Origin of the sequence: Pollutimonas nitritireducens, from assembly GCF_002849615.1 — a bacterium.
GTDB classification, from domain to species: Bacteria; Pseudomonadota; Gammaproteobacteria; order Burkholderiales; family Burkholderiaceae_B; genus Pollutimonas; species Pollutimonas nitritireducens.
In genome coordinates this window covers 20205-33590 of record NZ_PDNV01000010.1, presented here as the reverse complement: position 1 = coordinate 33590, position 13386 = coordinate 20205, and the positions used below count along the sequence as shown (strand labels likewise).

The 13386-nt window shown below is 51.5% G+C and carries 6 protein-coding genes; all 6 read left to right on the top strand.

Annotated elements, in window-relative coordinates:
* Positions 1-2 precede the first annotated feature (2 nt).
* The 6 genes from brxC (at position 3) to CR155_RS15480 (ending at position 12989) form a co-directional block, all read left to right on the top strand.
* Positions 3-3548, top strand: a complete 3546-nt coding sequence (brxC, locus tag CR155_RS15505; protein ID WP_102070953.1) for a BREX system P-loop protein BrxC — start codon at positions 3-5, stop codon at positions 3546-3548.
* A 93-nt stretch (positions 3549-3641) separates the two neighbouring features.
* Entirely contained in the window at positions 3642-7088 is a 3447-nt protein-coding gene (gene pglX, locus CR155_RS15500) for a BREX-1 system adenine-specific DNA-methyltransferase PglX (RefSeq protein WP_102070952.1), read from the top strand.
* A gap of 4 nt (positions 7089-7092) precedes the next feature.
* Complete coding sequence (gene pglZ / locus CR155_RS15495) at positions 7093-9606, top strand: BREX-1 system phosphatase PglZ type A (protein WP_233214369.1); 2514 nt, start codon at positions 7093-7095, stop codon at positions 9604-9606.
* A 23-nt stretch (positions 9607-9629) separates the two neighbouring features.
* The gene (gene brxL, locus CR155_RS15490) at positions 9630-11765 is read left to right on the top strand and encodes a BREX system Lon protease-like protein BrxL (RefSeq protein ID WP_102070950.1); all 2136 of its coding nucleotides are present in this window, start codon (positions 9630-9632) and stop codon (positions 11763-11765) included.
* 37 nt (positions 11766-11802) lie between these two features.
* Complete coding sequence (locus CR155_RS15485) at positions 11803-12366, top strand: hypothetical protein (RefSeq protein ID WP_102070949.1); 564 nt, start codon at positions 11803-11805, stop codon at positions 12364-12366.
* A gap of 248 nt (positions 12367-12614) precedes the next feature.
* Positions 12615-12989 (top strand): helix-turn-helix domain-containing protein, encoded by a 375-nt coding sequence (locus CR155_RS15480; RefSeq protein WP_102070948.1) that lies wholly within the window; start codon positions 12615-12617, stop codon positions 12987-12989.
* Positions 12990-13386: the final 397 nt, after the last annotated feature.

Sequence of the window (13386 nt, the reverse complement as noted above, 5' to 3'; positions counted from 1 at the left end):
AAATGAAACTCAACAACATTTTTCTGAATCCCGTCAGCCGCCCAATTGAAGGCGTTATCAAGGCCGATGACGAAAGCAGCCTGTACAGCGAGCTGGACGAATATGTACTGACCAATGAAGTCGCTAAGCGCCTTGATGCCTTCCTTGAAGCCTATAACGATTACCACGGTGCCAACGGCGTGTGGGTGTCAGGCTTTTTTGGTTCGGGTAAGTCGCACCTGCTGAAAATGCTGGCACTACTGCTGGAAAACCGTCAGGTAGATGGCACCACGGCGCTGGATCTATTTCTACCCAAAACCCCAAAAGACGACGCCCTGCTGCAAGCCAAATTGAAGAAAGCGGTCAGCATCCCCTCGAAAAGCATTTTGTTCAATATTGATCAGAAAGCCGACATCATCAGCAAGAGCCAACTAGACGCACTGCTATCGGTGTTCGTCAAAGTGTTCAACGAAATGTGCGGCTACTTTGGCAAGCAAGGCTATATTGCCCAGTTCGAGCGCGACCTGGACAGCCGCAACCAGTTTGCCGCGTTTAAAGAAGCGTATCAGCAACTGGCCAAAAAACCCTGGGAACGGGGCCGCGAGCAAGCCTTACTGGAAGCTGGCAATATCGCCAAGGCCTACGCCCAGATCACGGGCGAAGATCCAGCCCTGGCCAAAGGTATTCTGGACAAATATCGCAACCAGTACACGGTATCCATTGAAGATTTCAGCAATCAGGTCAAGGCCTGGCTGGACAAGCAGCCAGCCACCTTCCGTTTGAACTTCTTTGTCGATGAGGTCGGCCAGTACATTGCTGAAAACACCAAGCTGATGACCAACCTGCAAACGGTGGCCGAAAGCCTGGCCACCAAATGCCAGGGCCGCGCTTGGATTATTGTGACCGCACAGGAAGACATGAGCTCGGTACTGGGCGAAATGACCAAACGCGAAAGCAATGACTTTTCCAAAATTCAGGCACGCTTTGCCAACCGCCTGAAGTTGACCAGCGCCGATGTCGCCGAAGTCATCCAAAAACGCCTGCTTACCAAGAACGGACAAGGCGTTGCGCTGCTGAACACTGTATATGAACAGCAGGCCAATAACTTTAAAACCCTATTCGATTTCTCGGACGGCACCCAGCATTACAAAAACTTTCAGGATGCCGAGCACTTCGTTTACTGCTACCCCTTCATTCCCTACCAGTTCCCTTTATTTCAGTCTGCCATACGCGGGATCTCTACACATAACGGCTTCGAAGGCAAGGCCAACTCGGTCGGCGAACGCTCAATGCTGGGCGTGTTCCGTGAAGTCGCCATCGCCATTGACGACCACGAGGTCGGCCAATTGGCAACGTTTGACCGCATGTTTGAAGGCATCCGTGGCGCACTAAAAAGCGCCATCCAAAGTGCAATCAACAACGCCGAGCGCCATCTGGGCGATGACTATGCCGTACGCGTCCTTAAAACCCTGTTTTTGGTGAAATATGTAAAGGAATTTAAAGCCTCATTGCGAAACATTAGCGTGCTAATGCTGGAACGCTTTAATGACGACATGGGCGCGCACCTGAAACGCGTGCAAGCCGCCTTGAACCTGTTGGAGCAACAAACCTACATACAGCGCAATGGCGAGGTCTACGAATACCTGACCGACGAAGAAAAAGATATCGAAGAAGAGATCAAGAACACCGAGGTCGAATCGTCAGACGTGGTCGGCGAGCTGGAAAAACTGATCTTCGATGGCGTGATTCGCCAACGCAAAATTCGTTATAGCAACGGCCAGGACTATGTGTACGCCCGCAAAATGGACGATCGTCTGCTGGGCCGCGAACATGAACTGGCCATCCATGTGATCACCTCGCTTAGCGATGGCTTCGAGAACCTGATCACCCAGCGCATGCAAAGCATGGGGCACAGTGAATTGCGCGTGGTGCTGCCCGCCGACGCCCGTTTCATGCAAGACCTGACCATGCACCGACGTACGGAAAAATACATCAAACAACACATTTCCACCCAGCAAGACAGTATCAAGCGCATTCTGGAAAGTAAAAGCTTTCAGAACCGTGACCGCCTGGGTGAACTGGAAGAGCGCATCAAGCACCTGCTGGGGCACGCCACCTTAATCATCAATGCATCTGACGTTGACATCAACAGCGACGACGGCCAGACCCGCGTGCTGAAAGGTTTTTACCAGCTGATTGAAACCAGCTACCCCAACCTGCGCATGCTGCGTGATACCGCTTATACCGACACCGATATTGGCAAGTACCTAAAGCAGTCGCAAGACGCCCTGATCGGCAACGACGCCACCAGCCTGACCGAAGCCGAGCAAGAGCTGCTGGCCTTTATCCAAAGCAATGCCAAAAGTGGCGTGCGCACCACCGTTAAAAACCTGTTGGAAAAGTTTGAACGCAAGCCCTATGGCTGGTATTACGCAGCCATCTTGTGCAACCTGGCATTGCTGTTTGCGCGTGGCAAACTGGAAGCACGCCAGAACAGCAATCCGCTGGAAGGCGACGCACTGGAAAAGGCATTGCTTAACACCAACGCCCACGCCAGCCTGGTGCTGGAACCACAAGTAGCGTTCACCGCCTCGCAGGTACGTCATCTGAAGGACTTCTTTGCCGACTTTTTCAACCGTCCAGCCAGAGCCAACGATGCCAAAGCACTGGCGATGGAAACTATCGAGGCCATCAAAGCCCTGGAACTGGAGTTAACGGATCTGCATGGCCAGAAAGCTCAATATCCCTTCCTGTTTGCGCTGGAAGATGTCCTGGTAAAGCTCAAGGATTTGGGCAGCAAAAACCCCAACTGGTTCCTGACCGATCTATCGCGTACCAGCGACGACCTGCTAGACACGAAAGAACAGATCATCGAGCCGCTGACCAAGTTCATGCAAAGCGCGCAAAAGGCCATTTACGACGCCGCCCGCAAGCTGGTGCTGGAACAGGAAGACAACTTTGCCTACTTGCCGGCGGCTGAGGTCGAGCCCATCAAGGCAATCTTGACCGACCCAGCGCCGTACAAAGGCAATCGCCTGCAGCAAGTTAAACCGCTGCTTGACGAACTGCAGCTTGGGATTACCGCCCAGCTGGCCACTGAGAACGCCACAGCAAATATCAAGCTTGAGGATCTGGAACAGCGCCTGCGCGGCACCGATGAGTTCGCCAGACTTACGGCCGAACAGCAATCGTCACTGACTGCATCCTTTGCGCAAACGCGTCAAACACTGCAAAGCCAACAACGCATCGCCATGATCCGCGATCAGTTGCGCAGTTTTGAAGATACCCATTACGCGCAATTGCTGCTCAAACTGCAAGAGCTGGCCAGGCCGCCCGTCGTGGCGGCACCCACTGTATCGGACGTATCACCTCGCCCCGCTACCGACCCCGACACGGCGATCCCAACAGTACCTACTGCGGCAGCGACTCGTGTTGTTCCGGCTCGATCAATAAGCATAAGTTTCAATAAGCCCTGGCTATCCAATGAAAACGAACTGAACGATTACTTGGAAAAACTTCGGGAGGCATGGCTGAAGGAAATCCGGGCGGGTCACCGGGTTCAAATCTAAAATCATGAAAATTCATATCGGTCGCGTGACGACAGCAGACCATTTTCGTGGTGCCACAAAAATGATCCTTTTAAGCCCGTGGATGAAAGCCTAATGGACACAAGAGCATTAAAACAATTTGCCCAGCTCGCTCGCCGCAACTTGATCGAACAAGTCGCCGCCAAGCTTGAGCAGGTGTTGTCCGCTGCCAGCGCGGCCCGTCGGGAAAATGGGCCGGCCGTCACGCAACTGGAAAAACAAATTACTGATACCAGCCGCGAACAGCTCATTGAAAAAGTTGCCTACACCTGGTTCAACCGCTTTTGCGCTATCCGTTACATGGACGTTAACGGCTACACCCGCATAAGCGTGGTGTCGCCCGCTGACGAATCCCAGGTTCAGCCAGAAATTCTGGCTGAAGCAAAAATGGGCCATATGGACGAAGACCGTATCCCAGAAAAAACCCGCGACCAGGTTGCGGCGCTATTAAACAGCACCTTGCCCAGCCGCGACCCACAGCAAGAAGCCTACCGCCTGTTGCTAGTGGCAGAATGCAACAGCTTTTACCGGGCCATGCCCTATTTATTTGAGCATATTGCCGACTACACCGAGCTGCTGATGCCCGACGACCTGCTCTCGGCCAACTCTATTCTGGCTGCCACCTGCGAAGCCATGACGCCTCAAAATTGTTCGGACGTAGAGGTCATTGGCTGGCTGTATCAGTTCTACATCTCGGAAAAGAAAGATGACATCTTCGTTGGGCTGAAGAAGAACGAGAAGATCACGCCAGAAAACATCCCCGCCGCAACCCAGCTATTTACTCCACACTGGATCGTGCGCTACCTGGTTGAAAACTCCCTGGGTCGCCTGTGGATGTTGAATCATCCCAGCTCACCCCTGGCCACACAGATGTCGTATTACATTAAGCCCGAAGCGCCAGAAACCGATTTTCTGAAGATACAAAAGCCCGAAGACCTCAAAGTGTGCGACCCGGCCTGCGGTTCTGGCCACATGCTGACCTACGCCTTTGACCTGCTTTACGCCATCTACGAAGAAGTCGGCACTGACCCCAGCGAGATTCCTGAAAAAATCCTGATGCACAACCTGTACGGCATAGAACTGGACGAACGCGCGGGCAACCTGGCCGCCTTCGCGCTGACCATGAAGGCCCGCGCTAAACAGCGCCGATTCTTCAACAAAGGTGTCGAACCCAATATCTGCATACTGGAAAAAATCGAATTCAGTGACGATGAGCTGACCGAGTACATGACTGCTGCTGGCGACGACCTGTTTACACAAGACCTGCGCGAAACACTCAAACAGTTCGAAGAAGCCGACAACTTCGGCTCACTAATCCGCCCCAAACTCACCAACGTACAAGATATATTGGTGGCGCTGCAATTCGAAAGCATGAATGGCAACATATTCCTCGCTGACACCGGTATTCGCTTGCAGCGGCTTCTGCAGATGTCTGCGTACCTTGGGCGAAAATACTCTGTCGTTATTGCGAACCCACCATATATGGGCGAGAAGGGGATGACCCAGCGGACGAAAGAATTTGCGGCAGCCCATTATCGGCCTTACAAGTCAAATCTGTTTTCTATGTTTATGACACGCCTAGTCGAAATGGTTTCCAAGGGTGGGAGCATTGGATTGATGACGCCCATTTCTTGGATGTCGTTGAGTTCATTCGAATCAGTAAGGCGATTAATTTTAGAAAACACAACTATCACAACCTTTGTTCAGCCTGAATACAATTCCTTTTGGGATTCAGCTCACGTTGCTATTTGTGCATTCACGCTGCTTTCTGGAGGGAATGAAAATCAGAAGGGTGATTATATAAACTTGGCAAGCTTTTTCGGTGGCAATATTCAATCAGATAAAGTACTAAATGCCATCAAAAATTCCAACTGTGGTTATCGCTACAAAGCATCCAAGAAAGATTTTTTAAAAATACCAGGAATTCCGCTCGCCTATTGGATTAAAGGTCTAGAAAATTTTGAAAACCAAAAAATTGGTGAACGATTTATTTCTGGGGGAAGAAACAAGACGCATAATAATGAGAAGTACTTGAGATATGCATGGGAATTCAATAAAGGGGACTCAAAATGGATTCCATATGCTAATGGTGGAGATTTTAGAAAGTACTCAGGCAATAGCCTTGAGTTTATTGACTGGTCGCTTGATGCGCGCGGATTCTATGACTCTCATGGTGGACTGACCAATCGAAAATATTGGGGCAAAGAAGGCATAACTTGGTCTTTAATTACATCTGCCATCAATGGGTTCAGAATAAAAAGGGCTGCTCAACAGTATAGTAGTGGATCGCCAACCTTATTCAATGATGATTATGTTTGTGATCACCTTTTACTCGGTTTTCTAAACAGCCATGTCGCCTTGTATTTTTTGAAAGCAATAAGCCCCACTGTCAACACAACCATCAATGATATCTTCTCGTTGCCGTACCCGATTACCGCGGGTAAAGAACTAATTGCTGAAAGAGTTGGGAGGTGCATTGAGATAAGTGATAGAGACTGGGGATTTTATGAAATTTCGGAAAGTTTCGAGACACACAGCTTGATTAATGGGACGTACTCTAGTTCATTAATTCATGATCGATATGTCCTCGCTCGAAAGCATTGGGATCAACTAACGGAGCAAATGAGGCTTTTGGAGAGCCAGAACAATTTTCAATTTGTCGAGGCATATGGCTTAGTAAATGAAATCGAACCAAATATTCCGCTTGACCAAGTCACACTTACCTGCAATCCGCACTACCGCTACGGCGGCGATAAAACGGAAGATGAGCTAGAGGTTCTGCTGCTGACAGACAGCATGCGCGAGTTCATCTCTTACGCGGTGGGCTGCATGTTTGGCCGCTACAGCCTGGACAAACCCGGCCTGGTGCTAGCCAATCAAGGCGAATCCCTGGCCGACTACCTGCAACAGATACCCGAACCGCGCTTTACCCCGGACAAAGATAACGTCATCCCTCTGCTGGACGGCGACTGGTTCGCCGACGACATCACCGAACGCTTCCGCCAGTTCCTGCGCACCACCTTCGGCGAAGAGCATTACGAAGAAAACCTGACCTTCATTGAAGACGCCATAGGCAAGGACATTCGCAAGTTTTTTCTGCGTGATTTCTACACCGACCACGTCAAGCGCTACAAAAAGCGCCCCATATACTGGCTGTTCTCCAGCCCCAAGGGTACGTTCAATGCTCTGATCTACCTGCATCGCTATCGGCCGGATACAGCCAGCGTCGTGTTGCAATACCTGCGCGAATTCCGCAACAAGCTTGCCGCACAGCTGGATCACCTGCAACAAGTCAGCATCAGTCCCAGCGCTAGCCAGGTTGAAAAGACCCGCGCCTTGAAAGAGATCGACGTGCTGAAAAAACAGCTACTGGAACTGGATGACTACGAGCGCGATACGCTTTATCCGCTGGCCACTAAACAAATCACCATCGACCTAGATGATGGCGTCAAGGTCAACTACCTGAAATTCGGCTCGGCGCTGAAGAAAATTGTCGGGCTTGATGCCAAAGGCGAGGATTGATACCTTGACTAACCCCAAAATCGCCCAGGCCCTGACTAATCTGTTTGGCAAGCAGCGCATCGTGTTCTGGTACGACCTACGTCACGAATTCCGTGCCGACTTCGAAACGCTAGAACTGCTTGACGTCCAAAAAATTGAACTGGCCAACAACGAGTTCACGGTCAAATACCGCGTGCTGCGCGAACAGCCTGAACAGAAGTTCCTGCTGTATCGCGACGGTGCACAGCCAGCGGATCTGGATAACTGGCTGCTTGACGTACAGTTGGCCAGTGGCAGTGACTTCCGCACCGATCAGGTGGCCTTGTGGCTAGCCGAACTAGAACTTGCGCCCGACCTATACCCAGTTCTGCAGGAGCACAGCGGATTCTTTGACGCTGCCAAGCGCCGCGAGGCCTTGCAAAGCAAGCTCGACAAAAACGAAACACCCACCTCACTTCGCCGGAAAATACTGGCAGCATGTATCAGTGCCAGCACCGAACCACGCCTGGATGTGATTCTGGAGCAGTTACTGGCCGAGCTGGCCGACGGCCGCGATGAAAAGCTGAAACTCATCAACCGTAGCGGCCTAGGCGACTTTCTATGGCAACAGGCTGGGCGTATTTATGGCTACGAGTCCAGTTCGCCAGGCTTGCGAGACTTTGTCATTGAGCTGTTCAAGTCCTGCTTCCAGATGGAAACCGATCCGGAACAAAAGCCCAAGCTATCGTCAGAAGCCCTGGTGTTCCTGAAGCGCTGGAAAGACAGCCGCACGCATGAAACCGCTTTTGAGGCGTTGTCAGAAGAATGTGCCGATGTACTGCAAATCGCCGACACCCTGCATAAGCACGATTTCCGCAACCTGCTGGAGCTGGATTATTTCGAGCTGATCGACCGTAAGATCCTTAGTGATCTGGTGCATGCGGTGGCCGAACGCACAGCCTCTGTCGCCGACGTTATCCAATGGGCCCGACAACGCAGGCTAAGCCACTGGTTCAGCCGCTACAAGCACGAATATGGCGCCGTGGAAGTGGCCGCCGAATTTTTCCAGACGCTAGAAGCGACTCAGTTGGAAATTAGCTCACTTGCCGATGGCGTCAAAAAATATGCCAACCATTGGTACCGGCTGGATCAGTTGTACCGGAAGTTCATCTACCACCTGCGCGAATCCGGCCAGGCGTCCCTGCTAGGTGAGCTGAACACCCTGCTGGAAAACCAATACACCAACAACTACCTGACCAAACTGAACAACGGCTGGCAACGGTTTGTGGACGATACCCAGCAGTGGCAAGCGCCATCGATCGTCCTGCAGCGCGACTTCTTCCAGCATTACGTACAGCCCTTCCTGGATCGCAAGGCCAAGGTCTGCGTCCTCATTTCCGACGCCTTCCGCTACGAGATCGGTGAAGAGCTCCAAAGCCTGATTCGGCAGGAAGACCGCTTTGACGCCGAACTGCATGCAGCACTATCCTTGCTGCCCAGCTATACGCAGTTGGGCATGGCCGCCCTACTACCCAACCAGTCGCTCTCTTTGGCTGACAATGACACCGGCGCGGCCTTGGTCAACGGCCTGAGCGCACAAGGAACAGAGAACCGCAGCAAAATTCTGACTTCGCATGTACCGGCCTCGGCCGTGGTGCAGGCCAAAGACCTGATGACCATGGGACGCGATGAATCGCGTGCTTTGGTACGCGACAACGAAGTGGTCTATGTTTATCACAACCTGATCGACAAAACGGGCGACACCCGCGACACCGAAGAACGAGTCTTCGCAGCGGCGCACGAGACCTTGCAGGAACTGATACGCCTGATTAAAAAGCTGACGAATGCCAACGCCAGCAACCTGTTGATCACGGCTGATCATGGCTTTATCTATCAGAACCGACCACTGGATGAAAGCGAGTTCCTGACCAGTGAACCGCAAGGCGAACAGATCCAGTATCGAGATCGACGCTTTGTTCTAGGCAAAGGCTTGCGTGAAAATGATGGCTTCAAACACTTTACGTCTGAACAGCTGGGCCTGACTGGTGCACTTGAAGTGCAGATCCCAAAATCCATCAAACGCCTGCGCCTGAAAGGTTCGGGTAGCCGCTTCGTGCATGGCGGGGCCACCCTACAAGAAGTGGTGATCCCGGTTATTCGCGTGAACAAGAAACGCCAGAGCGACGTATCGCGCGTAGACGTTGAGTTCATTGGCGGCGGTAACAAAACCATCACAACCGGCCAGCTCGCTGTCGTGCTGTATCAAAGCCAGGCAGTCACCGATAAACTGCAGGCTCGCACCCTGCGCATCGGGCTATACACCGTGGATGGCGAACTGATTTCCGATCAACACGAGCTGAATTTTGACTATGCGTCTGACAACCCTCGCGAACGTGAATTGCCGGTACGCTTGATTCTTGGCCGGAAGGCCGATGAAGCCAATAATCAGCAGGTTGTGTTGAAACTGGAAGAACAGATCGACGACACCACCCACTACCGCGAATACAAGTCGCAGCGCTACACCATACGCCGGTCATTCACCAGCGAATTCGATTTTTAGACCAGCCTTTTGAAGGACAACGCATGACCCAGCTTGATGACAAGATCAATGAACACTTTGCCGGCCTGGTCGTCCGCAAGGATCTGGTCAAAATCGTAAAAGGCAATGCCATTGTGCCGTCCTACGTGCTGGAATACCTGCTGGGCCAGTATTGCGCCACCAATGACGAAGCCACCATCCAGAGCGGCATCGAGACCGTTAAAGAGATTTTGCGTCAGCACTACGTACATCGCAACGAGGCTGGCCTGATACGTTCAACCATCCGCGAAAAGGGCCGGCACAAAGTCATCGACCGGATCAGCGTGTCGCTTAACGATAAGTCCGACAATTACGAAGCCGAATTTGCCAATCTAGGTATAAAACAGGTCTTGATTGACTCGGCCACCGTCAAAGCCCACCCCAAGCTACTAGTGGGCGGCGTGTGGTGCCTGGCCGATATGGAGTACGAATTCACCGAAGACAAGAACGCCTCGCCCTGGATACTGGCTTCGTTAAAGCCCATCCAGTTGTCGCGCTTTGATTTTGAGGGCTATGTGCAGGCTCGCAAGCAATTCAGCACTGACGAATGGATAGATTTGCTGATTCAAAGCATAGGCTTTAATCCGCAGATGTTTGGCAAACGCAATAAGCTTAGCCAGTTGGTACGCCTAATCCCCTTTTGTGAGCGCAACTACAACCTAATTGAACTGGGCCCCAAAGGCACGGGCAAATCGCACATCTACTCCGAATTCTCGCCCCACGGCATGTTGATCTCGGGGGGTGAGGTCACCGTGCCCAAGCTATTTGTTCACAACAGCACCGGCAAGCTGGGCCTAGTGGGCTATTGGGATGTCGTGGCCTTTGATGAGTTCGCCGGTAAGCAAAAGCGCGTGGACAAGGCGCTGGTGGACATCATGAAAAACTACATGGCCAATAAGTCGTTTTCGCGCGGCGTCGAAACCCTGGGTGCCGAGGCTTCCATGGTGTTTGTGGGCAATACCGACCACACCGTGCCCTACATGCTCAAGCATTCCGACCTGTTCGACCCCTTGCCCGAAAAATTCCACGACTCCGCTTTCCTAGACCGTGTCCACAGCTATATACCCGGCTGGGAAGTGGACGTCATCCGTGGAGAAATGTTCTCGGACGGCTACGGGTTTGTGGTGGACTACCTGGCTGAAATCTTGCGTTCACTGCGTAGCCATGACTATTCCGACCGCTACAAGCATCTGTTTACGCTGTCATCCGAGATCTCCACCCGAGACCGGGATGGCATCAATAAGACCTTTTCCGGCCTGATGAAGATCTTGTTCCCCGACGGCGACGCAACAGATGCAGAAATCGAAGAAGTTCTGCGCTACGCTATTGAAGGTCGCAAGCGAGTCAAAGACCAGTTACTGCGTATCGACGCCACCTACCCTGCCGTGCATTTTGCCTATACGACGGCCGACGGCACAGAAAAAGCCGTCCAAACACTGGAACAACTGGAATACCCGAATTACTACCATCGCACGGTCAGTGGTGATGCCGGCATGCCATCGCCAGGGCCAACTGACACTGACCCAGCAGCGGCAAACCTTACCGCGACAACACAACCAGGCGCTGCACATGCCGGAGGTACACAGCAAACGACCACTTCGGCAGCAAAGAGTGAGCATGTAGAAGCATTAGTGCCCGCTACCGTCGAGCAAGTATTAAAGGACGGCCATATTGCCTTTGTAGAGAATCAGCGCGGCGTCAGTTTTGACAAACTATTTGGCCCTTACCTGAAAGGCGCAAGCAAGATCACCATCACCGACCCCTATATTCGCCTGTTTCATCAACTACGCAACCTGATGGAACTGATGGAAACCATCGCCCGCAACAAAGCCACCGATGACGAAATCAAGGTGCACCTGATAACGGTTGAGGATGAGTACAAAGGTGAACAACAAGCCGAGTATCTTGGCCGCATCGTCGAGTCTTGCGCAGGTATCGGCATACAGTTCACCTGGGAATACGACACTACAGGAACCCGCCATGACCGCGACATCACAACAGACCACGGCTGGAAAATCGTACTTAGTCGTGGCCTGGATGTATTCCAAAGATTTGAGATGAATGATGCGTTCAGCTTTTCCAATCGTATGCAGCAGCTACGGCCATGCAAAGAATTTAATGTGACGTTTGTAAGGATTTGACTGGACGGTTTTCAGGCTCACCCGTTAGGAAACAGTGATGACTAAGCCAGACATAACCAGTGCTGAGACAGACCGTACAAAGTTGGCGTTACAAGGCCGTGTTAGAAGCCGGAAATTCATAAAAATATTTCATCTCTATAGCCATAGATTTCTCCCAAAATTACAATTGTGGGGCACGTTTGCTAACTTGTCGGAACACGACATTTACTTCAGCCTTGACGACGCGCGTAATGCAGCAGAGACAAAACGCAGTCATGGTGCGAACTTTAGGATTGAAGAGCTTCCTGCGGTGTGGGTCGAAGGCCTGACACATGCCGTAGTTATTTCGGAACTGTTTTCAGCAAAGCCCTGCCGTTCGCTGGTGGATGCGAACATACATATCCTCCAATCCTCCATTGGAAAAGTTATGAATCTTCGGGAGCAACTTCCAACCCAGAAATGGATGCTATGGGATCTGCTGAGTATGGGGCCACGAGTATCGCCATCAGACCGGAACTACACGATCTATCGTTCCCACCTCACCGGGGCTTCGATGCCGATTCAATGGTCAATGAAATCCTTAGACGTTGACGATACCTTTGTAGCGCGCCTTGCACGTTAGTCAGTCGGGCACAGGTTTGCGCTTGTGTACGTGATGGCTGTCTGGACTCACTTCTACTTATCCCGCCGTCGTCCAGTCCTGCTCTTAACAATTTTTTCCTCTCACACCGTCCCATAAAATGCCAGAATGGCGCACTATAATTACTTAACCATTAGCGATCTCCATAATTGCTAATCGTTAAGCAATGTTCTATAAGTACAAATACACTTACAACTTACTCATGACGTATCCACCAATTGAAAAATCCCATGACGCCGAGTCCCATAAACAGCATTGGCGCACGCTTACTTATTGCACGTAGAAATCGCGGCCTGTCCCAAGAAGCGCTAGCCAACCTGCTTGACCCGCCGCTTAGCCAAAGCGCTATTGCTCATATTGAAAATGGCCGCAACGAATCCTCACGGCATCTCGTGTGGATCGCGGCCGCCCTTCATGTCCGTGCAGAATGGCTGGTTACTGGAGAAGGTGAAATGTTCGAAACGGAATGGCCGTGGCCTGAAACCCCTAGGTATACCCTGACTGAGTTGCCTGCTCCCGTTTTAGAAGACATCGGCGACTACATAAAAATGAAGATGGCCCAACAAGCCAGAAAGAGTAAAGACGACGATGAAGCACCCAACTAATTCCGTGAGCTAAATCACCACCAATCGCCACAGACACAAAATAAAACAATAAAAATCCGCAATGCGCCCTGAGTTCCACAGTGAATCAGGGCGTTTCTTTTTGGTTCAAATCAGCCGCCAATATTAGTTTTCTACCAGCTTTTACTCCTATAGATGCATTTTTCGAACTACTTACTTATTGACTACAAACAGTAGATACGTAATGATCACTACAAATTTGCTCTTTAAAAACACAACACCGATAAATACCGCGCCCTGCCCGGCAACGGGCGGTGTGAGTGCGCGGCTACCCGTTCCGCCAGCATTAAGCGGGGCGACAAGCACCTGGGTAGGAGTAAAGCAGGTGAAAAATCATTGCTCTCTTGGGCCGGTAGCGACTGGCATATACCGAGGGAAG